The 26,700-nt window shown below is 32.0% G+C and carries 32 protein-coding genes, 1 pseudogene and 1 other annotated feature; of the genes and pseudogenes, 20 read left to right on the forward strand and 13 right to left on the reverse strand.

All coding sequences use genetic code 11. The features are described from left to right. Positions 1–234 precede the first annotated feature (234 nt). Entirely contained in the window at positions 235–834 is a 600-nt protein-coding gene (locus DN389_RS00885; RefSeq protein ID WP_149236736.1) for a hypothetical protein, read from the forward strand. A gap of 88 nt (positions 835–922) precedes the next feature. Here DN389_RS00885 and DN389_RS00890 read toward each other — a convergent pair whose 3' ends face one another. Both DN389_RS00890 and DN389_RS00895 read right to left on the reverse strand, forming a co-directional pair. Further along, positions 923–1,282 carry an FtsB family cell division protein gene (locus DN389_RS00890; protein WP_098190944.1) on the reverse strand — a complete coding sequence of 120 codons (360 nt, stop codon included), beginning with the start codon at positions 1,280–1,282 and terminating at the stop codon, positions 923–925. Positions 1,283–1,866: 584 nt separating this feature from the next. Beyond that, positions 1,867–2,022, reverse strand: a complete 156-nt coding sequence (locus DN389_RS00895) for a DUF4021 domain-containing protein (RefSeq protein WP_080345149.1) — start codon at positions 2,020–2,022, stop codon at positions 1,867–1,869. Positions 2,023–2,118: 96 nt separating this feature from the next. Between DN389_RS00895 and DN389_RS00900 the strand changes: the two genes are divergently transcribed. Together DN389_RS00900 and DN389_RS00905 are read left to right on the forward strand one after the other, a co-directional pair. Then, entirely contained in the window at positions 2,119–2,355 is a 237-nt protein-coding gene (locus tag DN389_RS00900; RefSeq protein WP_098190946.1) for a DNA-entry nuclease, read from the forward strand. Beyond that, the gene (locus tag DN389_RS00905; RefSeq protein WP_149236737.1) at positions 2,355–2,564 is read left to right on the forward strand and encodes a hypothetical protein; all 210 of its coding nucleotides are present in this window, start codon (positions 2,355–2,357) and stop codon (positions 2,562–2,564) included. Before DN389_RS00900 ends, DN389_RS00905 begins: the two co-directional genes overlap by 1 nt. A gap of 886 nt (positions 2,565–3,450) precedes the next feature. Here the strand turns inward: DN389_RS00905 and DN389_RS28275 are convergent. Beyond that, on the reverse strand, positions 3,451–3,615 hold the full coding sequence (locus DN389_RS28275) for a hypothetical protein (protein WP_001113468.1): 165 nt from the start codon (positions 3,613–3,615) through the stop codon (positions 3,451–3,453). A 517-nt stretch (positions 3,616–4,132) separates the two neighbouring features. Here DN389_RS28275 and DN389_RS00910 point away from each other — a divergent pair. After that, entirely contained in the window at positions 4,133–4,657 is a 525-nt protein-coding gene (locus DN389_RS00910) for a hypothetical protein (protein ID WP_149236738.1), read from the forward strand. 164 nt (positions 4,658–4,821) lie between these two features. On the opposite strand, the gene DN389_RS00915 is transcribed toward DN389_RS00910, so the two are convergent. Both DN389_RS00915 and DN389_RS28680 read right to left on the reverse strand, forming a co-directional pair. Then, the gene (locus DN389_RS00915; protein WP_149236739.1) at positions 4,822–5,133 is read right to left on the reverse strand and encodes a hypothetical protein; all 312 of its coding nucleotides are present in this window, start codon (positions 5,131–5,133) and stop codon (positions 4,822–4,824) included. Between the two features lie 163 nt (positions 5,134–5,296). Then, positions 5,297–5,594, reverse strand: a pseudogene (locus DN389_RS28680) (hypothetical protein). 343 nt (positions 5,595–5,937) lie between these two features. Here DN389_RS28680 and DN389_RS00925 point away from each other — a divergent pair. Beyond that, on the forward strand, positions 5,938–6,792 hold the full coding sequence (locus DN389_RS00925; RefSeq protein WP_149236740.1) for a hypothetical protein: 855 nt from the start codon (positions 5,938–5,940) through the stop codon (positions 6,790–6,792). Positions 6,793–7,224: 432 nt separating this feature from the next. Here the strand turns inward: DN389_RS00925 and DN389_RS00930 are convergent, their stop codons facing one another. Then, positions 7,225–7,545 (reverse strand): hypothetical protein, encoded by a 321-nt coding sequence (locus tag DN389_RS00930; RefSeq protein WP_149236741.1) that lies wholly within the window; start codon positions 7,543–7,545, stop codon positions 7,225–7,227. 721 nt (positions 7,546–8,266) lie between these two features. Between DN389_RS00930 and DN389_RS00935 the strand changes: the two genes are divergently transcribed. Beyond that, entirely contained in the window at positions 8,267–8,470 is a 204-nt protein-coding gene (locus tag DN389_RS00935; protein ID WP_149236742.1) for a hypothetical protein, read from the forward strand. Between the two features lie 27 nt (positions 8,471–8,497). Here DN389_RS00935 and DN389_RS28685 read toward each other — a convergent pair whose 3' ends face one another. Then, positions 8,498–8,740, reverse strand: coding sequence for a hypothetical protein (locus DN389_RS28685; RefSeq protein ID WP_046955964.1), 243 nt, complete (start codon positions 8,738–8,740; stop codon positions 8,498–8,500). A 111-nt stretch (positions 8,741–8,851) separates the two neighbouring features. Here DN389_RS28685 and DN389_RS00945 point away from each other — a divergent pair, with 111 nt between their 5' ends. The 5 genes from DN389_RS00945 to DN389_RS28285 all read left to right on the forward strand — a co-directional run bounded on the left by DN389_RS00945 (position 8,852) and on the right by DN389_RS28285 (position 12,077). After that, on the forward strand, positions 8,852–9,778 hold the full coding sequence (locus tag DN389_RS00945; protein WP_098191432.1) for a zinc-binding dehydrogenase: 927 nt from the start codon (positions 8,852–8,854) through the stop codon (positions 9,776–9,778). 216 nt (positions 9,779–9,994) lie between these two features. Beyond that, a complete protein-coding gene (locus tag DN389_RS28280) occupies positions 9,995–10,162 on the forward strand; it encodes a hypothetical protein (RefSeq protein ID WP_098191431.1) in 168 nt (55 codons plus the stop codon). Between the two features lie 192 nt (positions 10,163–10,354). After that, positions 10,355–10,852: a DUF421 domain-containing protein gene (locus DN389_RS00950; protein WP_098191430.1), complete on the forward strand. Its 498-nt coding sequence runs from the start codon at positions 10,355–10,357 to the stop codon at positions 10,850–10,852. Positions 10,853–11,087: 235 nt separating this feature from the next. Beyond that, a complete protein-coding gene (locus tag DN389_RS00955) occupies positions 11,088–11,717 on the forward strand; it encodes a class I SAM-dependent methyltransferase (protein WP_098191429.1) in 630 nt (209 codons plus the stop codon). A gap of 189 nt (positions 11,718–11,906) precedes the next feature. Then, a complete protein-coding gene (locus DN389_RS28285; protein WP_165761961.1) occupies positions 11,907–12,077 on the forward strand; it encodes a hypothetical protein in 171 nt (56 codons plus the stop codon). A gap of 121 nt (positions 12,078–12,198) precedes the next feature. Here DN389_RS28285 and DN389_RS00960 read toward each other — a convergent pair whose 3' ends face one another. Beyond that, complete coding sequence (locus DN389_RS00960; RefSeq protein ID WP_060488477.1) at positions 12,199–12,609, reverse strand: hypothetical protein; 411 nt, start codon at positions 12,607–12,609, stop codon at positions 12,199–12,201. 506 nt (positions 12,610–13,115) lie between these two features. On the opposite strand from DN389_RS00960, the gene DN389_RS00965 reads away from it, so the two are divergent. The 3 genes from DN389_RS00965 (at position 13,116) to DN389_RS00975 (ending at position 16,237) form a co-directional block, all read left to right on the forward strand. Next, positions 13,116–13,628, forward strand: a complete 513-nt coding sequence (locus DN389_RS00965; RefSeq protein WP_149236743.1) for a hypothetical protein — start codon at positions 13,116–13,118, stop codon at positions 13,626–13,628. Positions 13,629–14,068: 440 nt separating this feature from the next. Then, entirely contained in the window at positions 14,069–15,550 is a 1,482-nt protein-coding gene (locus tag DN389_RS00970; protein ID WP_149236744.1) for a UDP-N-acetylmuramoyl-L-alanyl-D-glutamate--2,6-diaminopimelate ligase, read from the forward strand. A 54-nt stretch (positions 15,551–15,604) separates the two neighbouring features. Next, positions 15,605–16,237, forward strand: coding sequence for a type 1 glutamine amidotransferase family protein (locus DN389_RS00975; protein ID WP_060488480.1), 633 nt, complete (start codon positions 15,605–15,607; stop codon positions 16,235–16,237). Positions 16,238–16,383: 146 nt separating this feature from the next. Here DN389_RS00975 and DN389_RS00980 read toward each other — a convergent pair whose 3' ends face one another. Both DN389_RS00980 and DN389_RS00985 read right to left on the reverse strand, forming a co-directional pair. Beyond that, entirely contained in the window at positions 16,384–17,085 is a 702-nt protein-coding gene (locus tag DN389_RS00980) for a class I SAM-dependent methyltransferase (RefSeq protein WP_098803097.1), read from the reverse strand. Beyond that, complete coding sequence (locus DN389_RS00985; protein ID WP_142343693.1) at positions 17,082–17,984, reverse strand: SMP-30/gluconolactonase/LRE family protein; 903 nt, start codon at positions 17,982–17,984, stop codon at positions 17,082–17,084. Before DN389_RS00985 ends, DN389_RS00980 begins: the two co-directional genes overlap by 4 nt. Before the next feature lie 142 nt (positions 17,985–18,126). Between DN389_RS00985 and DN389_RS00990 the strand changes: the two genes are divergently transcribed. Further along, the gene (locus DN389_RS00990) at positions 18,127–18,297 is read left to right on the forward strand and encodes a DUF2197 domain-containing protein (protein WP_000551044.1); all 171 of its coding nucleotides are present in this window, start codon (positions 18,127–18,129) and stop codon (positions 18,295–18,297) included. 66 nt (positions 18,298–18,363) lie between these two features. Continuing rightward, positions 18,364–18,620: a binding site (T-box leader), on the forward strand. 83 nt (positions 18,621–18,703) lie between these two features. After that, complete coding sequence (gene lysS / locus DN389_RS00995) at positions 18,704–20,257, forward strand: lysine--tRNA ligase (protein WP_149236745.1); 1,554 nt, start codon at positions 18,704–18,706, stop codon at positions 20,255–20,257. Between the two features lie 52 nt (positions 20,258–20,309). Here lysS and DN389_RS01000 read toward each other — a convergent pair whose 3' ends face one another. Next, on the reverse strand, positions 20,310–20,738 hold the full coding sequence (locus tag DN389_RS01000) for a cell wall hydrolase (RefSeq protein ID WP_001128408.1): 429 nt from the start codon (positions 20,736–20,738) through the stop codon (positions 20,310–20,312). 157 nt (positions 20,739–20,895) lie between these two features. Between DN389_RS01000 and DN389_RS01005 the strand changes: the two genes are divergently transcribed. From DN389_RS01005 to DN389_RS01015, 3 genes are all read left to right on the forward strand, one after another. Further along, positions 20,896–21,810, forward strand: a complete 915-nt coding sequence (locus DN389_RS01005; RefSeq protein ID WP_149236746.1) for an acetamidase/formamidase family protein — start codon at positions 20,896–20,898, stop codon at positions 21,808–21,810. Positions 21,811–21,936: 126 nt separating this feature from the next. Then, entirely contained in the window at positions 21,937–22,644 is a 708-nt protein-coding gene (locus tag DN389_RS01010) for a response regulator transcription factor (protein ID WP_098109847.1), read from the forward strand. Then, positions 22,641–23,624, forward strand: a complete 984-nt coding sequence (locus tag DN389_RS01015; RefSeq protein WP_088081234.1) for a sensor histidine kinase — start codon at positions 22,641–22,643, stop codon at positions 23,622–23,624. Before DN389_RS01010 ends, DN389_RS01015 begins: the two co-directional genes overlap by 4 nt. Before the next feature lie 237 nt (positions 23,625–23,861). Here the strand turns inward: DN389_RS01015 and DN389_RS01020 are convergent, their stop codons facing one another. After that, positions 23,862–24,488 (reverse strand): DUF6518 family protein, encoded by a 627-nt coding sequence (locus tag DN389_RS01020; protein ID WP_149236747.1) that lies wholly within the window; start codon positions 24,486–24,488, stop codon positions 23,862–23,864. A gap of 191 nt (positions 24,489–24,679) precedes the next feature. Between DN389_RS01020 and DN389_RS01025 the strand changes: the two genes are divergently transcribed. Further along, positions 24,680–25,579, forward strand: a complete 900-nt coding sequence (locus DN389_RS01025; RefSeq protein ID WP_060488489.1) for a LysR substrate-binding domain-containing protein — start codon at positions 24,680–24,682, stop codon at positions 25,577–25,579. A 75-nt stretch (positions 25,580–25,654) separates the two neighbouring features. On the opposite strand, the gene DN389_RS01030 is transcribed toward DN389_RS01025, so the two are convergent. Continuing rightward, entirely contained in the window at positions 25,655–26,644 is a 990-nt protein-coding gene (locus DN389_RS01030; protein ID WP_060488490.1) for an aldo/keto reductase family protein, read from the reverse strand. Between the last annotated feature and the right edge of the window lie 56 nt (positions 26,645–26,700).

A 26,700-nucleotide genomic window follows, 5' to 3' on the forward strand; every position in this document is an offset into this window, starting at 1 on the left:
AAGGATTATGCAATGATTCGAGTACTGATTATTTAATAATGAACTTTCATTTAATTAATATAACTTTTAATAAAAGGATGAAAATTATGGTGTTTAGAGGGAAAATAATTCTTTTAGTAAAGGATAGTTATGGTTGTATACATTTTTATAAAAAACAGTCTAGAGGACCTGCAGAATTAACTCAATACAAAGAGTATCTTCAAAATCTTGAAAAGAATAAAGACATATTGAAGAATGAATTACAACGAAAAAGCAATTGAGGTAATTAAAACGAGATGGTTTAAGGATCATGTGGCTGAAATAACAGGTGAAGAGGGCTTGCAAGTTATTCAGTGGGGGAAACCTGGAACAAACATGTATCGTACAAAATATGTATTATCCGGTGCAAACGTATTTATCTCTGGTGACATTGGCGAAGCGGTCTATAGTTTAACTTGCCTAGCGACTTTAGAAAACATCAATGACTTTGGTTTACATTACTTCACAAAAAAATTAACGGCATTCTGTAATGATCGATGGGATTTCGATAATAACGCAGCTAGACGGGATTTAAAAGAAAACTGGAATGATTACGAGATGGATAATATGGAGGACAGCAAGGATGTTTACAATCAAATCACATCCGTAATAAGAGAGAGTGCGAATGTTAGAGAATATCAACGTGGAATAATGGATGTTTACGAAAATACATCTTTAGAAACAGATGATATGGAATGGTTATACGATTTAGGACAGGTTATGCCATATAGATTAATTGCTTACTGGGTCGGCTTGCAAATGACAATTGAACAATTAATTAAAAATAAACCAGCAGCAGAAGCAGTGACTTTATAACAAAATAGTTATTTAATAGAATTTTGATAAAAAGCGATGATCATTAAATCGCTCCATGATTAATGATTATCGCTTATGTATTGAAAAGTTATTCAGTTATTTGAAATATAGTTTCATCAGGTCTGGAGAACCCATACAATTTCCTTGCGAACTTTAAAATACCTTCTTCGCTCTCTGTTAAAGTTTTAATATCGTTTTCAAAATAACGTCCTATAAGTTCTAATTCAAACAATTTTTTCTTTTCTTTATTAAGTGTAATTTGTTTTTCTTGAATCATTTGTTCTTGTTTATAAATGGAAATTTGAATGGAAATAACCATAGGTAGCATAAAAGCAAACGCTAATAAAAAACGACGTCTTAGCTTTTTATTCGTTTGTAGGTTCTTGCTAGGATTAATTTGTTTTTTTGAGATTGATTGTTGTGGTGGTAAATTTGGGACACTTCCCATTTTAATGCCTCCATTACTGGTTGTAGAATTCGATTGTTTAACAGTATTATACATGAGAAATGGGAAATTTTTAAACTATATTGGTAAAGCTGGGTTCTCAGATGGTTAAAAACCCCCGTATTATATTGAAAAAACATGCACAAAAATTGTGCATGCATAATAAAAAGCTATGTCTTGTCTATGTAAATATACGCTTAACTAATATAAACCGTGAGTATGTTCGAGCGAAATGGTTATTTATTATAAATGTAAAGAGCGCTTTTTAAGGCGCTCCATGACCAAAATTAATATTGAAAAAGAATTCCACATGATATTTTATGTATGTTCTTAATACATGTACAGATCTTTCTTTTGCGCAACGAAGCAGCTAGTTAATAAAACTAACTGCTCGTTGTACAAAAGAAACGCTGCGCTTACAGAAATAGTTCGTAACTAAGAGTTAGAAAAATAGTATGAACAGGGTTAAAAAATTATTCAGAAATGAATGAAAAACCAATAAAAACGCTATTTGGTTTAATCACCGAAAATTAAGAGCACTTTTGCAATGTGCTCCTAACCAAAAAGGTGTTATGTGTAAATATGTACTAGATTTTAGGAGAATTGCTTTTTTTACGGTGATCTTTTTCTTCAATATCAGTTTCAGGCATTCCGTATAACCCGTTCATAGCCTGTTCATCTAAATCAAGACCAAGCACATTATTATTTGTCACATCATTTTTTTCTTTTTTAGAGTTATTCATATATATCACCTCCTATTTTTAGGATGTCTAAAAGTGATATAAACATTCAAGGTTTGTTTCATGATAAAAACTTCATTTGAAAGGAAAGTGATCAGGATGGAAGTTCAATACGATATGCAGGGCAGAATGAAGTACCATCCCGATTACCATCCGAATCATAAGAAGCCATACACAACGAAAGAATTAGCCTACATATGCAAGTATTATGGATTCGGAAAGGTAAAAGGGATTGCTTTATCTCTAGGTATAACGGAAACAACGATAAGGCAGCTGGTGAATGTTTTAAGGAAGAATGGGACATTTGAAAAATATAAGGCAATGAGGGATGAATGATGTTAGAAAATAGAACGCAACAAATTAAAGAAACAGCATTCCATGCACCTAAAGACGAAGAGGGGCATGAAGTGACAGTTATTTTTAAAGATGACTTCGAATACTTAATTCGCAAGTGTGAGTACTATGACAGGTTGGTGCAGCAGTCATTGGATGAAGCGTTTGAGGAGAATTATAACGAAGCAGTTGAGTGTGGTAAAAGGTTATAAAAATTTCATTTTGTCATAAATAAAAAGGCAGTTGTTTCCGCAACCACCTTTTTAAAATCAGAGCAACTTTTTCAGAAATAAAATATGAATAATCCCTGAAAAGATTATAGGATATAAACCCATTTTTATAATTTAAGTGACGAGCTTAATTCATAAGAAAGGAATGACTATATTATATGAAAACTTGTCTAACGGGGTTACATATAAAAGAGCAGCTAGCAAAAGCTAACTGCTCCATACAAGGAGATACAGAGAAAACTAAATTGATTTTGGCATACAGCCTATCAACATTATGGACATAATATTGATTTTTATTCGAAGGATTTTATGTTTTATAAATTAGATTATGATAGTCGATATTCTCCATATTGACCAGAAAAGAACCAAGAATTCTAGGAAAATTCCAATTGTTCTTTTCCTAGTTTTTTGAAATTCTTTTACTAAATAGCCAACAGCACAAATTGCTAGAAGAATGAAAAGAATAAGTTCTAGTGTAACTGGCATTTGATCTACTCCTAATTCATTGATTAATTTAGTATATAACGATTATAAGAATTTTTTGCGGTTAATGGTGAAAAATTAAACAAAACTATCTCTATATGTAAAAAGGCAAAGAGTAACTCTTTCCTTACTCTTTGTTCATATACTACAAGATTGTTAACGAAAATCCAAGGCTCTTTATATTGAGAAATAAAGAAGAATCATTTTAAAGAATTTTATCACTGTTATAAATAAAGGAGCAGTTAGCCAAAACTAACTGCTCGGTTCTCCAAGGGGGAACAAGGAGAAAGGCTAGGGACTTCATTAAATGGGTTTTGGCTATCGCCTATCTATATTATTGACGGAATATTGAGTTTTATTCAGGGGAGGAATCATAATTTATAAATTAGATTATGATATTCGCTATTACCCATATCGCCCAGAAAAGAACTAAAAATTCAATCGTAATCCAAAGTGCTTTTTTCTCAGGTTTTTTAAACTCTTTTATTAAAGAGAAAACAGCACTAATTGCTATAAGGATGAAAAGAACGAGTCTTATTGTATCTGGCACTTTAACCACTCCTAATTTTTAATTAAGTTCATTATATAACGATTTTAAAATTTTTAGATAATTATTGATGAGAATTAAGCTAAATTTAAACAAAATAATCCTTCTAATAGGGGTCACCATACATTGCCATCAACTTAAGAAATTAAATGTTCCCCAAAACGAAAAAAATGAACTAAATTCTCATGGACACCTATGAAAAGATGAAATTTTCGTTTTGGGGGCACTTCAAAATGTTAGCTTGATGGGCATGTGGCGGTACCCAAAATACCAAATATATTCATGAAATAATTGATCTACTTATAAAAAGGTATGTAGAAAATGAACTATCTTCGGATCAAAAAAGAAAATTCGAATTGCTGACGGAATTATAAAACAACAAAAGTACCACTACATTAGAGGTACTTTTTATTTTGTATCTTTATTGTGAATTTGAAACAAAGTTGTATAAACCCTTTATCTTAAAATTAAGTTATGTTTAAATATAAATATTAAAAATACACCAAATGAGGTAAATTCTATGAAAAAGCTTTGCACTATTTTATTCTCTATCTTTTTACTACTTATTCTCTCTAGTTGCGGACGAGATATTTTAACTAAGGATACTATTGAAGACGGGTTCACACATCGAGTAGACTTTGAAAATAAGTTAAAAGAATACTCAAATGGCATGATTGAGATCGAAGATTCAAATATAGAGTATCGTGATAAAGAAAACGATCGTATCTACAAAGCAGACTGGAAAGGATTTGAAATTTATTCCACAATGGGTAAAAGTGATTGGCTGTCAAACTCCTATACGATTACAACTGAAAAACTGGTATTTGAGGATAAGACAGCTAATGAGCAGTATCGAAAACTAATGGAAATCATCATTCGTATTGCAGACCCAAAACTCACTATTGAAGAAGTAAATAAGCTAATAGATAGTGGAGTAGACTTAAACGAGGTAAAAGATGGGAGGGGTTTCTACTACCAACTAAAGGTAGGTCAAGACCCAGTAAACAACATTGACTTTACGATTGTACCTAAAGGTGGATGGTAATTGAAGAATGAATAGAAAGAGATAAGATTTTTAGTTGCGGTCTTAGTTTTTTGTTCTTTTAACTGATATCATTTTTGAAAAAACATGTTAAGCAAAATACAATGAGCTGTCCATATCGGCAGCTCATTTACATACTTATCGTTAGCGGAAGTCATTTTAAAATTCTATGTGTCGATTTTTTCTTTGCCCTTGCGGATAAACCACCATATCAAAGCTACAAGTAGTAGGAGGAGCGGTATTCCATAAATAAAGAGAAATCCTTCCCAAAAATCAAGTTCAGTACTATATGGAGAGTCTGTTGCCATCACACCTATAAATAAACCCACTGGAATTGTGCATAGATTTACCCCTAAACTGACCATTATGAATGTTAGATTTTTATCCTTAGTTTTCGGTGAATCAGAATTGAAGAATGAGAATACTGCAAGGCCGATTATAAAATACAGTATTACATAAAGCTGATTAAGATATCCCATAATATTCCTCCGTTATCCTATTTGTACCATTAGCAAGGCCTATTTTGTGTACATTTGGATGAATAGGATATGCATATAAAGTTAACATAACGTAACATTATTGATAGCAAGAAAAAAGTGGATCCCTACTCTCACAAGGAATCCACCTATTCATTATATGCTTCTATACTTGTTTTGTTTTCTTTGCTAGTGCCAACTTCAAAAAAGCTGCAAGTAGTATGAGAAGCGGTATTCCCTGAATGAAGAGAAATCCTCCCCAAAAATCAAGTGCAGTACTATCTGGAGGGGCTGTTGCCATCCCGCCTATAAAAAAAAGCCATTGGACTTGTGAGTAGATTTATCCCTAAACAGACCATTATCAACGATAGGTTTTTAGCCTTAATTTTTGGTGAACCAGACTTAAAAAATAAGAATATTGCAGTGTCGAATATAAGAAACAGTGTTACATAAAAATTTAACATAATATCCCTCGCTTTGTTTGTTTTAACAGGTATGAGTGATATTTTAACAATTTACATACTGTTTACTGAGCCTGTCCATTTACAAATGTTATTTAAGTAATAATCTTACTTGAGCTTGAATTACCTTACCGACATGAAGAAATAGAAGTACTATAAATGTACAGAGATAATAAAGTTGTTTTAAAAATACCGGTCATTTTATTCAGTAATTGGGCCAGATTACGGAGTGATTTTATTAATTGTTTCGTTAAGAATGTAAAGAAGTGGACTTTAGCCAACGTGGCAGTTTAGTTGAATGGGAATGTTATAATATTATAAAAATTTTAGAAATGTAGGGTGAAAAATGAAGAGTATTAAAAGATTGATTCAAGTCATCTTAGTAAGTACATCAATCTTAATTCTTAGTGGATGTTTCTCTAATTTCTCTAAAGATGATTTGAATCAACCAATACAAAAATATTTAAAAACAAACTATGGAATACAAGGTGGGTTTTCTGTTGTTGAGACAGATAATTATTGGTTTCAAGGGGTTGACCATCAAACTTATGTAGAAATGAAAAAGCCATATCGTGCTTATCCGTTTCTAATGATCGAAAGAGGTACTTGGAAAATTTCAAATGATGACAGTGACGATATCTATCTTGAACAATTCAAGGGTGCATATATTGAGCAACATCCAGAAGTAGTTCAAGTAATTGAACAAATCATAAAAAAATATGGATTAGTGAAATATCCTAATAAATTTATTTCGGTAGAGAATGGTCCTGTTTATATATTTCCCTACGACAACCTTGAGTTTAATATAATTTATTCTCAAGAACTACTTGATGATTTTAAAAAGACCCAAAAGATAGATACTACTAAACTTTTACCTACATTAATACCAAGTGACCCCCGACGTGAAAATTATAATGTCAGGTATTTAGGTGTAGTAAATTTTCTATTTAAATTTGACATGTCTAAAACTATTCCAAAGGCCCAAGATCTAATTGAGGACTTTCAAAAAAGTGGAGTATTAACAAAAGGGATATACAACATAGATATGTTAGTAGATGATTCAAATGGGGGATCGGAATATAATAATGTAGCTTTGTTTGAAGTTGATGAAAATGGTAAATACACTATAATTGCTTCTCCTAAATACGGTGAGTTAGAGAACACTTACTTTTATGGTGATTATGCAGCAAAAAAAATATAAAATAGAACTTTAGGTTGAATTATCCCACAGTCCAATCGCTTATTTAATTATGTAGACGAAATAATTATTTTCCCTAAAAAATATTGGGGACTTAAGGGGATAGAATGAATCTTCTTCAACAATTGGGCGCTATTTTTGAATAAACCTTAGATTTTCAAACGACTTTATTGTTATATTTTTGAGTAAAGTTAAGTATCTTATATCGAAAATTAAAAAACTATATTTTAACCCCGTCCTAAATTTAGAACGGGGTTATGCTTGTTTTAGGTTTAAAAATTTAATAACTTTGTTGTCTTTTTACAATAAAGGGTACCGCCCACATGCCCGTCAATTTACGAAAAATAAAAGACAAAACGAAAAAAATTAGCTGACTTCTCAAAGTAACTACCTATAGGGGGGCACCATATCATTTAATGTTAAGACTTGTAGCGCTTAACCATAAATACACATAAAAAGAAACCAGGCGGTAGTGAATATCAAAAATATTACGGAAAAGTGTATATTAGGAACCAACAATTTTGCGTGATCTTTATTTTTTTTCAATGCCATAGTTGAAGAAATAATGGCGATAACTAATGGGAGCATTAAGGCATAAATTATATATGTAAGATCACGTCCAGTATCTAAATATGGTGCACCAGGGTGAATATAAATAAGTTCATAATGATAAGTAAAATAAATATACAAAGCTATACAAAATATGAAATTTGCTCCTACGGCAACCCCAAAAGTTGTATTGTTTAATCTTTTCATCTGTCTACTCCTTTAAGTAATCCCTTCCTAATATTACAGCAAATAAGAAAATTTTACATCGTAATATTATGTTAAGTTCAAATGAAAAAGGGTTCAGTCGAGATGCGTGTAATTTAAGGTTATGGGCTATATTTTATTTCCATTATCAGATTTCGATGTAACAAAAAGCTGTTTTACTAATAATGTTATGAATTATTTTTGATACAGTATTTTGTTACAGCTAGTTCAACAATTAGGATATTTCATATTTTCAAACACAAAACGTAACAAAAACGAACGCGTTTATGTTACAAATGTCTCCGAAAAATAACGTCTGGGAAAAAATGTATCGCTATGACCTATTTTTACACGTATCTCGGCTGTACCCCATGCCCATCAACTTAAGAAATTGATAGTTCCCCAAAACGAAAAAATGAGCTGAATTCTCAGAAATAACTGTAAAAAGGTGAAAATTTCGGTATGGGGGTATCTCAAAAGCTTAGGTTGATGGCAATGTGACGTTACCCCTATACAAGGAAATATGATAGTAATCATATACCGGAATTGATAGAACTGAGTTATAAAAAGTAAAAGAAAAGTGTTACCTTAATACTTTTTAGAGCACTCAATTGCTGAGTGCTCTTTTTGTTTAGGACTTAATTGTTATAAATGGAAATAAACTACCAATAGATGGTATCCTTAAAGTGTAGCATTTATTTTGAATAGGAGGGTGATGGAGTCTATGGCAGTACGTTTAGTCGATGATTTACAACAATTATCGTTGTTACTAATGTTTTTATGTACATTTATATTTTACAGATATTTAAAAAAGGTAAGACAAGAGAGAAAATTGACTGGTTTTGAATGGACAATGTATTTTTTCACTCAATTTGCGACAGTAATTTGGACAATTACTTATTTTATTAAATTCTTAGCTGAATCGTAATTTCTATTCAATCAATCTAGTTTACTGTTATCTATTAGGGATATAAATATAGCCTGTATCTAAATCAATGACGACATCGCTCATGAAGTTATCTTGTAGTAACTTTGGAATTTTTTCATAATGATAACGTACACAAAATAAGTTTAGAAGGTCCTCATTAGATATCTGTTTGTTTTTGACATTTAAATACATTAGTGTTAACTCGTCAAGAGAACAAGTAAGGCCAATAACATACTCATTTATTCTATATCCATCAAATTCAATTATCATATTATCACTGTTAGTTGCTAGCCAACTTTATAGCATAAATTTTAGATGAATCTATTATACATTGTTTGAAATTTAGTGAGAATATATTTTTATAAAATGAGAGGGTTATAAATGGAACAAAATAAATTAGTTTTAAAGGGACCAAAACAGCTTAAGTGGGAAACGCGCGAAATTAAGTCTATACAGGATGATGAAATTATCGTTAAAACAATTGCAGGTGCAATAAGTATTGGAGCAGAGTTACCACAGTATAAAGAATCGGATGTTACAGATACAAATCCTATCTATCCAAGAAAAACTGGTTATGAAAGTTATGGGGAAGTTATTCAAGTTGGTAATAAAGTAACAAATTTAAACGTAGGTGATAGAGTAGTTTCTTTTTATGGACATGAAACGATAGGAATAGTTAAGGGGGATAAAGTAATTCGAGTGCCTAGTTATATAACACCTAAAGTTGCTTTATTATCTATTCTTTCGTGTGATGCTGCTAAAGGAGTATTGAAACTAAACTCGCGACAGGATGAAAAAGTACTTATTACTGGAATGGGAGTTATCGGTTTACTCGCTTGTTATTTCTTAAAATACTTTGTAGGTGTGGAACATGTGGATGTTGTTGAGCCTAATAAAAATAGAAGAGAATTTGCAAAGAAGTTTGGTGCGAAAAACCTCTTTGATTCAGAAAAGCAAATAATAGAAACATATAATTACGGTTTGGAATGTTCTGCTACAAATAGAGGGTTTCACACATTGCAAAAGGCTATTAAAAGTAATGGGGCTATATGTATTCTTTCTGATGGTAATATAGAAGACTTAACATTAACCGCCGACTTTTATCGAAAAGAATTGCAGATCATTGGTTCAAGTGACGGATATGATTATCAAAAACATGCAGATTGGTTTTTTAATCAAATAGAACAGACGCCATGGATAGAAGAGATTTTTCAACATGAAATTCACTATACTGCTCTTGAAAAATGTTTTGAGGAATTAAGTGAGGGGATAATTACTCCTTTAAAAGTATTTGTCTCATATGAATAAAATGATCAGGTACATGTCACATAGCTCACGTATGTTTCGTCATGAATATGATAACAAAACGAGGGGTAACAACTATAGGGGTTTTTTACAGGTGCAACGGTTGTTGTAAACAGAGAAGGTTTTTACTCCTTCATTATGTACAAATAGTATATTATCTTTCTCAATGTACATATTAAGTAAAGTGTTTAATGTCATGTACATAAAAGGCGGGGTAATATGGATGAAAATAAGAAAAGTGAAGCATTGAGTAAATTTAAGAAACAATGGTTTAATGAAGATAATCAACCAGTAGCTGGTATAGAGTTAGCTTTACCACCTGATATAGGCAGCATGTTAGACTTGAAATCAGTTGATGATAAAAGTGAAGAAAGTAATAATGAATAAGTTTAATCTATGCATCCATTCGGGTGCTTTTTATTTTTGGGACAATGGAGGATGGATCATACAATCCTTATTGAAAAAAGATTGATCAAAATAGTTTCTTTTCAGAATATGTAAGTATGATTTTCACAAAAAAGTTTAATTAAAATTCATTTAGAATGCTAATAACATTCACTATTAAAGGGTTGGGCCATAATGAATATGATTTTGGAGAGTATTATTTTAATTTTCACTGGAATGATTGCATTAAAAATGACTGGTAGTACATCTGTTAGCCAAATGACAAGAGCTGAAATCATTATAGTAGTATCAATTGGACGTATTATTGTAGAGCCTGTATTAAGTAGGAAAGTAGTCCCATCTATATTTGCGGCTGTAATATTTGCAAGCATACTTCTTATCATTCATTACTTTGAATTGAAATCAAGGAAGGTGGAACAATTCCTTAATGGCAGTAGCATTATAATCGTTGAAAATGGAGAGATTGTAAAAGAGAATTTAATGAAGGCAAAAATGTCGGAGCAACAACTATATATGCAATTAAGAGAAAAAGGAATTCATGATTTGAAGAGTTTACAGCAAGTTACGGCCGAACCGAATGGCCGTATTGGCTACCAATTAATACAACAAGAGCAACCGATAACTTTAGAAATGCTAGAAAAGGTATTAGATCAGTACAATATAAAAAGATAATTTCTTATGTGAAAATGCCAATATACAATAGAAGTATTGGCATTTTTTATTTTTTCTAAATGTAAAAGTTAATATTTAGAATACATATTCAACCAATCTTTAAAATAGATATAGGCTTATTAATATGCTATATTCAATGGACCTATAGTGACTGTGGTGAAAAAAGTAGCGTTAAAATTAATAGGTCTTTCATGCGATGCTAAACATCAGATAAGAATAAGGAGATAGAAATAAAATGGAATTTTGGGAATCAAGTTTTATTGAGAAGCAAACGATGTGGGGATTTGAACCTACTGAATCTGCAATTTTGACAAAAGATTTTTTTCTAGAAAAGAACGTTAAAGACATATTAGTTCCGGGTATTGGATATGGTAGAAACGCAAAGGTATTTATCGAAAATGGTATAAATGTAACTGGTATTGAAATTTCAAAAACTGCAATTGATTTAGCAAGAGAAAACGGACTAGAAGATGTTAGTATGTATCACGGTTCGGTAAACGAAATGCCTTTTGATAAAAAATTTTATGATGGGATATTTAGTCATGCACTTCTTCATTTATTGAATGAGCAGGAAAGAGAGAAATTTATTAAAGCTTGTTATAATCAGTTAAAACCAGGTGGATATATGGTTTTCACAACTGTTTCTAAAAAAGCTCCAATGTATGGAAAAGGAAAACAGTTGGATAAAGATTATTATGAGGTAATGGAAGGCGTAAAAATGTTCTTCTATGATTCTGAATCTGTAAAACAAGATTTTAATAAGTATGGATTAGTACAAGTTTCGGAAATTGACGAACCAAATAAGAATGTAGAAAATAAACCTTCAATTAATTTCTTAATGATAAAATGTAGAAAAGACCTGTGAAAAATTAGTATATATTGATTGTGTATTTTGTATAAATAATAAAGGCAAACATACTAGGAATTATAAATGAACTAGAAGTCTTAATAGAGATAAATCTAGAGAAACAAGATTAGATAGCGCTTAAAATATGGGGAAATACAGTGATAAAATCAGAAATAAAATGTGTTTGATATTTTTTGTGGAGTTTTAATGTCAGAAAAAGAAGAAAAGGAGAAAAAATGGTTTCCTAGAAGGTGGGGGAAAAGAAAAGTTTCAGAGCATTTATCTCAACTAAACAAAAAAAGGATTTGGGTTACAATCTATGCTATAGATTTGTATATCGTAACTATTCCTTGTACAGTAAAAAAATATAAATCTTAATACATATATGTTTATAGAAGCGACTGTTTCTTTTAAAAGATACGATCGCTTCTATAAATTTGTAAATTTTATGCAATTAAGTGATGCATAAGAAGTCGTATCGTTATCTCAAAGTATCGCCTTAAATACTTTTAATGAGTTTTATCCCCTCAACAAAGAAAAATACTAAGTGTATAGTGTTCATTACAAACCATAACATGAGCTTTGAGTTCTTCACAGTTTTCAACTGACTTGATTTTGTATTAGACAATTCTATCTTTAAAGACATTAATATAATAGTATTAGACATAAAGCCTAACAATATAAATCCGAATAAAGGTAAGTTTGTAATAGCGCCTATTACCATAATTGCTATGTATAATATAGTTAGCTTTTTAATATACTGTTTATCTTCTTTTAATTTATCTATATTTTTGGTTTTGAACCAGTTTCTTACTATTCTTACAAAAATAATAGTTTGAAATACTAGTACAATTATACTTACAAAGAGAAGGAACAAAGTTCTTAAATTATTTTCCATTAAACCGTTCATTTCGTATGTACCCCTTTTATTTATGTTTTTAGTATGCAAATGTAATTTTCAAAGAACCTGCATGTGATTAGTAACGGTACTCGTTCTCTATTTTCATGTTACTCTATCCTTGTTAATTATGGAAAAGGACAAATCTAAGCATTTAACTGTTAGAATGGTATACCCTTTATATATTTTAGGTTAATTTTGATTGTTTGCATATAATTTTATATTGGAATAAGTAATACGTCAAAATGTTTTGTGAAAATTACGGCTATTAATTGCTTGTACAAATGAAAAAGATTAGTAGGTAGTCATATCGTAATGAGCGCGGTATACCTTATCTGTTGTCTGTTTGAAATGAAGTTTAACCATGTTGAAAATATGATTTTCATTTAGTATTTCTAGAAACAATAATGTGGTTAATTTTGGTGAAATTTAAAATGGAGGAAAAACGTTAGACCACTAGAGTGAATATATTCAAAGCCATATCATGTGTAGCGTTTAATATAATTAGGGGGAACTACATGACAGGAAAACAGATAATCATTACCTTATTTTCAATTACAGCGTCCATACTAATTTTAGTATCACTTGGTGTTTTTGAGGAAGAACTAAAAGAAACAGATTATAGTGAAGTTGTACAATTTATGGAAGATATGAAAAACAAAGAAGAAGTTGAGATTGATGTAGTTACTTACTATTCAGGTAAGGCCTCTTTAGAGAATCGTGCACCCAAACAACCAAATGGTTGGATTATTTATCATTTAAAAGCTCGTTATGATAAAGTAACAAATCAAAGTTGGATAGATGTGACGCCTGATCTTAGCCGTTTTAAGAATGTGGAGAAAATTTCTGGGGATATCATTACCTCGCACCAACAATGCGGCTATATTAATCATAATACAGACGAGAATAAAGGAAAAGTAGGATACATGTTAACAGAATGCTTCGATAAGTGGGAATACGATGTGAAGCCATCAGGGTTTGAAGGGTATAGGATTAATTACACAATATTACCGAATTTAGGTTTAAAATAAATTTAGTATTTGTTTTATCAATTTTTTAATCAATTAGCTGATAATGTAGCTGAACAAGTAATGTATGATTTTAAATTTATATTTTAAAAATAGTTTTGGCTTATCTTTTTTAGCCTATTTGCAATGAGTTGAATAACCTTTATTCTAAAACAGTAATTAATAAAATTATTTAGTGTTAATATAAATTCTTATATGTTGATTACGCACAAATAAAAAGGACAAGCATATAATATAATTACCTATTAACTTTAAGTAACCTTAACTTTCGTTAATAGGGTATCTCAAAATCCCCAAAAAGAGCACTTGCGGAAACAAGTGCTCTTTTATTTTTTTGTTTATTGAAGATGATTAAATTTCGTCCGAATAATATGGAATTTTAAACCATTATTTTATATAAAGTGGTAAAATAAGTAGGGGGAATTTGTAAGGGGGCGAGGGATTTGAAACTAAAAGAGCTGGCGGATTTGTTATTGATTAAAGAAACCATTGGAGATATGAATGTAGAAATTACGGGATTAGAAATGGATTCTAGAAAAATAACTAGTGGAAATTTATTTATATGTGTATCAGGTATCGATGGTTTTCTTGAAGATCGACATCAATTTGTTGAAAATGCAGTGAAAAATGGTGCTATGGCGTTAATTGTAGAAAGAGATGTAAATATTGAAATACCTAAAATAATTGTTAAAGATGCAAGATACGCTATGGCAGTTATTGCGTCACATTTCTATGGTTACCCATCTAATAAAATGAAGCTAATTGGAATTACAGGAACAAATGGTAAAACAACTACTTCCTATTTACTTGAAAAGATTTTGAGTGATTATGGATTTCAAACAGGGCTTATGGGGAATAACGGAGTGAAAGTTGGTTCGAAATGGTATCCTACTGATATTAATACGCAAGAACCACCAACGCTTCAACGGAATTTGCAAATGATGAAAAATCAAAATGTAGATTATTGTGTTATGGAAGTTACTTCACAAGGGTTACATATGGAGAGAGTTAAAGGTTGCAACTTTAAAATTGCTGTTTTCACAAATTTAACGCAAGATCATTTGGATTATCACGGAACATTTGAGGAATATAAGCAAGTAAAAGGTCTTCTTTTTTCAAGATTAGGAAATGATTTTTCTGCTACAGATAAAAAAATTGCTATTTTGAATGCAGACGATCCATCGGTAGAATACTTTAAAAAAGTTACTTCTGCTGAAGTGATTACATATGGGATAAATAATGGTGCAGATGTTCAAGCGAAGAACATAACTTTAAGTTCAAAAGGAATTCAGTTTTTAGTTTCTTCCTTTAATGGAGAAATAGAAATCATTCTAAATCTAGTAGGCCGCTTTAATGTATATAATGCATTAGCAGCAATTACAGCTGCATTGGTTGAAGGTATTCCGCTTACAAACATTAGTGACAGCTTATCCAATGTAAAGAGCATTGAAGGTAGAATGGAAATTATAGACGAAAATCAAGATTTCCTTGTAATAGTGGACTATGCTCATACGCCCGATGCGTTAGAAAATGTTCTCTCTACAATTAGCGAGTTTTCAAAAGGTAAAATTATTACTGTTTTCGGTTGCGGTGGAGATAGAGACGCAAAAAAACGACCTATAATGGGTGAAATTGCTGGAGGTTATAGCGATTTTGTTTATATAACTTCTGATAATCCACGTTCGGAAGACCCGCAGGCAATAATGAAAGATATTGAAAAAGGATTTTCACAGAATAATAATTTGAATTATAAAGTAGAATTAGATCGTGAACTGGCTATAAAACATGCAATAAACATGGCATCTTCTAATGATATTGTTTTGATTGCAGGGAAAGGGCATGAAACGTATCAAATTTTAAAGGATTCGACTATTCATTTTGATGATAAAGAAAAAGCTCGACAAGCAATTATAAATAATAAATAGATTATCTTTTAGAAAAGACTAGATTAGATTAAGTTGTGAATGGAGTGTTATTGAATGCAAACTAGAAAAGCTTATTTATATGTATTTCATATGATGTCCGATTGGGAATACGGACATTTAATTGCTGAACTTAATACAGGTAGATATTTTAAAAAGGGTTTAGCACCTTTTAAAGTAGTTACAGTTGGAATAAATAAAGAAATGGTTATTTCAATGGGAGGCTTGAACGTAAGGCCAGATATTTCCCTAGATGAATGTGTACTTGAGAGTAATGATTTATTGATTTTACCTGGAGGAAATACTTGGACTGAAAACATACATAAACCCATATTGCAAAAAGTTGAAGAAGCTTTAAAGATTGGTACTATTGTGGCTGCAATTTGTGGTGCAACAATAGGCCTTGCAAATTACGGATACTTAAATTCTAGAAAGCATACAAGTAATAGTTTAGATTATATGAAAATGGTTTGTCCTACATATAAAGGGGAAAATTTATATGAAATGGGATCTGTAGCGTCTGGTGAAAATCTTATTACTGCATCTGGAGTAGCTCCTTTGGAATTTGCAGTGGAGGTACTGAAAAAATTAGATGTATTTGCGCCAGATACACTCCATTCATGGTATGAATTAAATAAGACACATGAACCTGAACATTTCTTCCAGTTAATGAATTCATTAAATAGCTAAGCAATTTAGTATGATCAATAATAAAAACCATGTTTCTAATGATACTGAAGCATGGTTTTTGTGTTTTGATTAATAAATATATAAAGTAACAAATTTTGTACAATAAAAATGAATTTGAGAGAAAGAGTCACTTCTTTATTATACTATTATTTCTGAACGACAAAAGTAATGGCATTTGTTTTTAATTGAATGTGTCTGTCATTTCGGACTATATTATAAGCTAATTCTTTTATTTCAATTTTTATTTCTTGCCATTCCTTATAAATGCTTTTTAATAGATATATCATATGTTCAGTTGGAAGGTTAATTTCAATTAAAGCATCTAATTCTTCTTTCGTATGTAAGTCAATTTCTTGTATGTTCGAGTTAATAATTAAACAATTGATACCACCAGTCTTTGTACCTTTTTTCATAGAATGGAGCACGTTTTTTAAATCTTCTTCTGATTGAACATGCTCTAAACTTGATATTGCAACGATATAATCAAAAATATCAGGTTGGATGTAGTAGTTTTCAATTGCTGCTTGTTCTGTTTTTATAACTTCAAAAACATCATGTTCTTTACTATAAATTTGTAATTTTGTTAAAGCGGAATCCAGTAAGTCCACACAAGTAACAGTGCCGTTATTATTTTTTATTATTTGTGCAATTGGAATGCTATTTCTTCCAACGCCAGAGCCTAGATCAAGTACTTGTAAGTTATTTTGTCCTTCAAAGTACTCCATTAAGTCCATAACTGTTTTAACCGGTTTGTAAAGCCAAGAGCCAGTTTCAAATAGTTTATATTGTTCATAACAAAGATCGTGATATTTCTTTTCTTCCTTTCTTATGTGATCGATACGGTTCATATAGTTTCAGCTCCAATATTATTATTCCGAAATGAATGGGTAGGACAACCGTTTATATTTGTTTGAATTCGAAAAATACCACCAGCATGTGGATATTTTTTCAATTCGTCATCCGTCATTCTTGTTCTGGCTGTTGTAACATATAGGTCTGTTAAATTAGGTCCTCCAAATGTACAAGACGTTACATATAGCGCTGGAATTGGAATACTTAATATTCGTTCTCCAGTTGAAGGGTTCCATCTAGTAATCTTTGAACCTCCCCAATGAGCAATCCATAAACAACCTTCCTCGTCAATTGTCATACCATCAGGTAGACCTTCATTTTCAGGGAAAATGATTACATCACTTGGATTACGAATTACTCCAGAGCATATATCATAATGAAAACGAACTACTTTTTTAGTAGGTGTATCAATATAGTAAAGGTATGTATGGTCAGGTGACCAAGCTATGCCATTTGATGTATTTACATGTGAAACTTTTTTCTCTACCTTTAAATTATTATTTAAACAATACAAGGAGCCAGCAGCATTTATACCGTATGTATCTGTAGTACCTGCCCAAAAACGTCCTGCTGGATCACATTTTCCATCATTAAAACGATTTTCAAATAAATGTGGTTCAGGGTCAAAAATATGTGTTAGTTTTTCTGTTTTTACATTAATAGAATAAAAGCCGTTTTCCATAGCTAGGAGTAGTACGTCATCTAAATATGGAACAACACAGCCAATTCGTTGATTGAGAGCAATTACTCGGTTTGTATTAGCAGTAGGACTAAATATGTACAATTGTTTCTCCACAATATCAACCCAGTATAAAAGTTGCTTTTTTTCATTCCAACATGGTCCTTCAGCTAAACTTGCTTTCGCATCTAAAACTAATTCTATATTACTGATCAAGATTTTCACCTCGCTTTATAAGATATTTATATAATTCGATAAGAATGAAGGTAAACCTTTTAGTCAGAGGATATTAAGATTTGTACTATAGAAAACTGATTTTCTTAAGTGATTAAAAAAATGTATAAACATGGAGAGGAAAATGCATATGATGTTTTATGAAATTGTTTGCTTTTCTTGTAAAAATATATTTCGTGTTTACGAAGGTAGTGAAAAATATAAGCGATTTAAAGAGAAACCGAAAGGGACATATTGTTGCGAGGAATGTAGTCATAAAATTCAATTAGAAGCGATAAAGCATTTATTTAGATAGAATTTTTATTCGGAAAAGTTTGACAATAAAGGCGTTATAAATTATCATATGAAAAAACTAATATTTAAAATGGCATGGAAGAGAAGAGTAGTTAAGAAAGAATACGTACAGAGAGCTCTGGTTGCTGAGAAAGAGCGGTATACATCTTGACGAAAAAAGACTTGGAGCTGCGCAAGGAACTAATTTGCTTAGGGATGGTGCGACGGGATCTCCCGTTATAGAGATAGGGTATAAGCATATTTTGCCGTACCTGAAGAGGTTAATATGGCGACGTATTAACAAACTGAGGTGGTACCGCGAAGCTAACAACTCTCGTCCTCAAGATGAATAATCTTGGGGGTGGGAGTTTTTTTATTGCATAAAACTGAAAGCGTGAAAATAAAAAATCAATTGAGGTGAATAATATATGCATTGGGCGTATGAAGTAGCACATGAATTAATAAGAAAACATCCAAGCAAAGAAACTTTTGTTTGCGCATCTGGAATAAGTCCATCTGGTTCTATTCATATCGGGAACTTTCGCGAAATAATAACGACTTATTTCGTTGTAAGAGCAATTCAAGATTTAGGGAAAAAGACTCGTTTTATATTTTCATGGGATGATTATGATAGGTTTAGAAAAGTTCCTAAAAATATTGATCCATCTTTTGCAAAATATATTGGTATGCCATACTGTGATATGTCAGATCCATATGGCTGTCATAACTCGTATGCAGAGCATTTTGAAAAAGAGTTTGAGAAATCGCTTCAAGTATTTGGGATTGAAGTGGAATTCATATATCAACATGTTGAATATAGAAGCGGAAGGTATAACAAAAACATATTAGAGGCTTTATATAAAAGAAAAGAAATATATGATATATTAATGAGATTTAAAACTGGAGAGTGTAGTGAAGAAGAGCGAGAGAGCTTTTATCCGGTTACGTTATATTGTGAGAAATGCGGGAAAGATGCAACAACGATTACACATTTTGATGAAGTATTAAAAACAGTACGGTATGAATGTGAATGTGGAAATCAAAATGAATTATCGGTATTAAATACAAATATAATGAAACTGAATTGGAAAATCGATTGGCCGATGAGATGGATGATAGAGGATGTTATTTTTGAACCGGGTGGAAGAGATCATTCATCAGAAACGGGTAGTTATAATGTATCAAAGGAAATTGCGATGGAAATATTCAATCGTGAAGCTCCTCATTATGTTTCTTATGATTTCATTGGCATTAAAGGGAATCATGAAAAAATGTCTAGTTCTTCAGGGAATAGTATTACACCTAGCGAGCTGTTAAAAGTGTATTTGCCCGAAGTGATTCTTTTTATGTTTGCTAAATATAGACCAAACGCAGCTTTTCATATCGGTCTTGATGAAGATGTGATTCGCAATTATACAGAGTATGAACGATTAAAAGAAAGTTATGAAAATAAAATGCTCAAAAATGAAGATTTATTTGATGCAATTAAACTCTCTAAAGTTGATAGCGGGTTTAAAGAGTATCCAAAGTTTAATCAGGTTGCTGGAACGTTACCGCTATTAAATTTTGATGCATCTATTTTACAAGGTATGTTAGAAAAAATAGATAGGAATTATGCATTAGAGGATACGATAGCGATAAGCAAACGTGCAGAGTATTGGGTTAGAAACTTTCAAACTAAAAAATTAATTGCTGTAAATCAAGAGAGAAATATAGAGTTTTACAACATATTAGATGAAAAGCAGAAAGAGTGGCTAGTAGAAGCTTGCACCATACTTCGTTCTAATAAAGATTACTCTCACTTAATGGAACAATTGTATTTGATTTGTCATGATGAAAATAAAAAAATAATGAAAGAAAATCAAAAACAATTATTTATTATTATATATGAGCTCATTATGAATCAGTCCAGCGGCCCTCGTATACCGTTATTAATACATGTAGTAGGTATCGAAAAATTTATCACATTATTAGATTTTTAAAAAAATAAAGGGAACGCAAGTACTCAGCTAAGTACTTGCGTTTCAAATTTTGCTACCGTGAATACATTTTCGGACATTCATCACCACGTGGTTCATAAAAACAATGACTTTTAAACTGCCCTACAAACGGCTGATTATACCATTCAGGTGGACAAGCACCAACTGGACGAAAATACCAAAGAGCCCATCGCGCTGGCCAGCGCCATTCACCTTGTAAAACTTTTCTTGCAATTTCTTTTTCTGAATCACGAGCACGCTGATAAAAATATCCGTATTGTACGGCTTCAAATCCGCCAGGGCTTTGATATACTGCATCACGTACAGATCGAAGTTGTTTAAAATCTAAGCAATCACAAAATACACGATTTACTACTACGCAACCGACAAGTTGTTCACCTTGTCGACCTTCTCCTTCAGCTTCAGCACGAATTAAACGAGCTAGTAAATCAACATCACTTTCGTTATATGGAATAAGGGGCATAGTGCTACCACCTTTCTTTACCTGTTATAGTAAAGAGTGTATGTATGAAAATAAGCTAGGTGCTTTTTCACGTGCAAATATAATCAAATATGAAGAGGAGCTTGTATGAAAAAAGCTAATTAGTAATTGTAGACCAATATAAAAGGGGAGAGATAAAATGTATTGCATTCATAAAGAACATATTATATACGCAATGTCACCAGATAATAAGCCATGTATGGAAGTAGAAATTGGGAGTCGTCTTGTATTTGAAACATATGATTGCTTTGAAAATCAAATTGATTCTGAAAATGTTGCGTTTCAAGAATTAGATTGGAACCGAATTAATCCAGCGACTGGACCTGTATATATCATTGGTGCAGAACCTGGTGATATATTAGCCGTAACGATTGAAAAAATTAAAATTGTAGAGCAAGGCGTTTTAACTACAGGTGCAAATCTTGGTGTAATGGGTGAAGAGCTAAATGAAAATACAGTGAAAATTGTTCCGATACATAATGAACATGTTTTATTTTCAAATGAACTGCAAATCCCGATTAATCCAATGATTGGTGTAATTGGTACTGCGCCGAAAGAAGAGAGCATTTCATGTGGCACACCGCATGATCACGGCGGGAATATGGATTGTAAAGAGATAAAAGAAGGGACAACATTATTATTACCTGTAAATGTTTCTGGTGCTCTATTAGCATTAGGCGATTTACACGCAGCGATGGGTGATGGTGAAATTGGTGTTAGTGGAGTAGAGGTTGCTGGTGAGGTAACCGTAACAGTCCAAATTATAAAAGGGAAAAAATGGCCACTACCAATGGCTATTCAAAAAGAAAAAGTAATGACGATTGCTTCAGAAAAATTGTTAGATGATACAGCGAATCGCGCTGTACGTAATATGGTGACATTTTTACATGAAGAATTAGAAATGTCTAAAGCGGATGCAACACTTTTATTATCAGCTGCAGGTAATCTAAAAGTATGCCAAGTTGTGGACCCGCTTAAAACAGCACGAATGGAACTAGATATGGACTATGTGGAGAAGCTAGGTTTTAATTTGAGTAAATTTCATATTAAATAAGAATAATAGAAGAAGGATGCTGTTGTATAAAAGTATCCTTTTTTGATTTACGGATGATATAAAAAAAGGTAGTATTTATTTTATATAATTGAATATAAGATTGTGGATCGAAAAAGGAGTAAAATGATGGTTAAAATTATGATTGTAGAAGACGATATGAAAATTGCAGAACTATTATCAACACATGTTGCGAAATACGGGTATGAAGGAATTATTGTATCGGATTTTCAAAATGTATTAAACATTTTTTTAGAAGAACAACCAGAGTTAGTTTTATTAGATATTAATTTACCAAGTTTTGATGGGTACTATTGGTGTCGTCAAATTCGTGGAGTTTCTACATGTCCGATATTATATATTTCGGCTCGTGAAGGCACAATGGATCAAGTTATGGCGCTTGAAAACGGTGGCGATGATTTTATTTCAAAGCCATTCCATTACGAAGTTGTAATGGCGAAAATTCGTAGTCATTTAAGACGTGCTTACGGAGATTATGCACCAAAAGTAGAAGAACGGATGGTTGAGCAACAAGGTCTTTGTTTATATCCTGAAAGGCTTGTATTGAAATTGCGTAATCAAGAGATTGATATAACGAGAAACGAAGCCATTTTATTAGAAATGTTAATGAAAAATTATCCGCGTGTTGTGGGTAGAGAAGTGTTGTTGAATAAATTATGGGATAGCGAATCCTATGTTGATGATAATACATTAAGTGTAAATACGACACGTGTGCGAAAAAAGTTAAAAACGTTACAGATTGAAGATGCGATTGAAACGATTCGTAGTGTCGGTTATAGATTACATATTACTTGGGATACTGGTATGGAGAAATGATAAGATTATTTATTCGTGATCATATACCACTTATTTGTTTTACAGCAATCCAATTACTAGCCATATTTCTTGTATATTGGTTTGATGGGCATAACCATATTGCAACGGCATTATATGCAATGTTTTTAGGTGTCTTTTTTATGGTAGGCTATTTAGTATTTCGTTATTTTACTCATCGTACTTTCTATGAACGATTAGCAAATCCGTTGTACTCTTTGGATGATTCTGTTCAAAAATCAGATTTTGCAGTTTTATCTACTGCGCTTCAAGACTTACTTGAGGTACAATATCGCCATTATCAAAATCAGCTCCAAATACAAGAGAGAAAAAATAATGATCATTTAACTTTTATGAATCAATGGATACATCAAATGAAAACACCTTTATCTGTAATAGAATTAATTACACAAGATGAAGTCGATCCACGGTTTGAAAGTATAAATGAGGAAACAGATAGGCTGAAAAAGGGGCTAGAGATGGCTCTGTATGTCGCACGTTTAGAGGCATTTACGCAAGATTTTTATGTAGAAAGAGTACAACTACATAAAATAGTGAATTATTCCGTACATGAACATAAACGCTTTTTCATCCGGAATTTTGTATATCCAGAGCTTAAAATTGAGAAGGATATTACTGTAGAAAGTGATGCGAAATGGTTACAATTTTTAATTGGACAAATACTATCGAACGCGATCAAATATTCATCTGGTAGTCGAGAAAAGATTAAAGTGGAAGCTTGTAAGGAAGGTAATAACGTTATACTTGAAATTACCGATAATGGCGTAGGGATACCGAAGCAAGATTTACCAAGAGTATTTAAACCTTTCTTTACAGGAGAAAATGGTAGAGATTTTAAAGAATCAACTGGAATGGGGCTATATCTTGTATATGAAATTACGAAACAATTAGGACATAGTGTAGAAATTCATTCAGAAGTTGGTAAAGGTACCGTTATACGAATTAAATTTTTCAATGTGTAAAAATGATTTAGGCTAAAAAACTTTTGAAATAAGTTTTTTAGCCTTACTTTATATCGATTAAATGAAATGATATAAAAGACTGGTATGATTCTAATAAAAGGTCGTGTAAGTATGTGTAATGACACAATAATAAATAAGGCTGTTAAATGAGAGGGGTTTAATAATTTATTAATATATAAATAGTTTTTTGTAAGAAAAAAGCTCGCCCTTTGAAAGAGTTAGCTTTATGAATTTTAATTAAGTAAACAAACTTAATAATGTATATCCAATTAATCCTAAAATAATGATAGGAACCATCATTAAGAAAGAAGAAATGCGATTAGCATTAGAGCGTTCTAACACAAGGATCAAGATAATGCCGACTATCACTTCGGTATATCCAACAGGTAACATGTGACTATAGTCTTCAAAATTTAAAAGAATGTGAAGTCCATCCGTTACAAAAACGCCACTAATAAGCGCGCTTCCGAATTTATGAAGTGGATTTGTAGTATCTTTCCATAGAAAACCTGCAATTCCAAAGATAGTTCCTCCTATAAATGCACATACAATCCATACAGATATAAAATAAATAGAGTGAGCTACATTTTTAATAACTATTGCATAACCATAATAGCCTAATACCATACCGAGTAGTGCAAGGATACCATAAAGTATAGCTGTACGCTTAGAATAACTAAAGCTAGCCACAAAAAAGGATGGAACTAACCAAACACTTCCTAGATTAGCTAATGAATTCCAATGTCCTGGAAGTATACCTTGCCCCAATTTAGTTAGTATACCAACAATTATCCCTACTATAATCGGGATGAGAAAAATCTTTAAAAACATATTTAACTTTGTGATTTTTAATGTCCTGTCCATAAATTCAATCCTTACATTAATATTTTCTACAAACATATAATAGCTTATTACAGGGGAGTAATCAATAAAAATTTATCGAAAAACAATAAGTGATTATTGGATAACGAATAACATTTTCTTTTTATCCTTTTCGGCAAGAAGGCTCCATCTGATTTGTGTTACGGTTGAAACGAATGATAGGGGGGATTGTAATGGATATTCGTAAAATGAAATATTTCATAACAGTGGCAGAAGAATTAAACTTTAGCCGTGCGGCAGAACGTCTTATGATGGCACAACCGCCTTTAAGTCAAGAAATTCGAAAGTTGGAAGAAGAATTAGGTGTTCAACTTCTTCACAGGACAAAAAGGATTGTTGAACTTACCGATGCGGGGAAAATCTTTTTAGAAGGTGCGCGACAAACGTTACTTCAAGTAGATAGAGCCATTAAAGAAACGCAGCTCGCGGATGAAGGGAAGATCGGGCATTTAATCATTGGTTTTGTCGATTCTACAGAAACAGTTATAGACATATTAAAAACATTTCGAGAACGATTTCCTAAAATACAGCTTATATTACGCGAGATGACAACAGATCAGCAAATAAAAGCACTCTATGAAAAACAAATTCACATTGGATTTATTCGTTCTAAGCAGAATAATGAAATATTGTCTTCCGAAGTTTGTTCTAAAGAACGTTTAAAATTGGTTTTACATGAAAATCACGCATTAGTTTCGTTACCTAATATTTCTATTAAAGAACTAGTAGATGAACCATTTGTTTTATTTCCTCGTCATTTCGGTACTAACTTTTATGATTTAATTATTAGTTACTTTTGGGAGCATGGAGTAAGTTTAAATATTGTTCAAGAAGCAATTCAAATGCAAACGATTGTGAATTTAGTTGCAGCAGGTATGGGGATTTCTGTCGTTCCATCATCTGTGGAAAGTTATAAAAAATCGGGAGTTATATATAAAGAAATTCAAGAGAACACACCAATAATAAATTTATATGCCGGATGGAGGCAAGATGAAAAGTCTGTAGTGTTAGAAAACTTCTTAACGGTAGTTAGAGAGGTTTATTCGACTTCACAATGTGAACTTAAAAGATAAAAGCCCATCTTCATAGGATGGGTAGTGGGGGATTTGGAAAGGGAAGCTTCATTATAGGTAAAGCTCACTCATGTTTCAACCTGTTTTGCTAGGATCATACTCAGCAAAACCTGTTAGTACACTATCAATCTGATCCATAATTTCAGGTGACAATGTAACACTAGAAGCAATCACATTTTCTCTTATTTGCTCTGGATCTGAAGCGCCAATAATTGCAGAGGAAACAGCTGGATTTTGTAATACCCAAGCAACTGCGAGTTGAGATAAGGTAAGGTTAATTTCTTGTGCGATAGGTTTAATTTCCTGGATAGCGGTAAGCACATCATCACTCATCCAACGTTGCACGAGTTTGTTGAAAAAGGGTTTTCCTGCATCTGAATTAGCACGTGATTGGGCGGGGAGTGGTTTACCTGGTTGATATTTTCCAGTGAGAATACCTTGTGCGAGGGGAGACCAAACAATTTGGCCAAGTCCTTCACGTTGACATGTTGGAATCACATCAGTTTCTATAACTCGCCACAACATCGAATATTGAGGTTGGCTAGCAATAAGAGGGATTTTCAATTCTCGTGCAAGTGCTGCACCGCGTGTGATTTGCTCCGATGTCCATTCACTTACGCCTAAATAAAGGACTTTCCCTTGTCTTACAAGATCTGAGAAAGCTAACATTGTTTCTTCCAGAGGTGTTGTTGTATCGAATCGATGTGCATAATAGACATCAATGTAGTCTGTATGTAGCCGTTGTAACGATGCATTACAATTTTCTATAATATGTTTTCGTGATAAACCTCGATCATTTTTTCCAGGTCCGGTCGGATGACATACTTTGGTACAAAGTTCTATACTTTCTCGGCGTATACCTTTCAAAGAGCGGCCAAGCACTTCCTCAGCAATAGTGTCTGAATAAACATCTGCAGTATCGAACGTTGTAATTCCAACATCTAATGCGGCTTTCACACATTCATTTGCAATATCTTCATTTACTTTTCCACCATGATTTATCCAGTTACCATATGCAATCTTACTTACTGTTAATCCACTGTTTCCGAGTTTGCTATATTCCATTGTAGAATCCCTCCTTAAAAATGATAACTTTATTATAAAAACTGAAATGTAGTATG

This window comes from Bacillus sp. AY3-1 (genome assembly GCF_008368785.1).
GTDB lineage: Bacteria > Bacillota > Bacilli > Bacillales > Bacillaceae_G > Bacillus_A > Bacillus_A wiedmannii.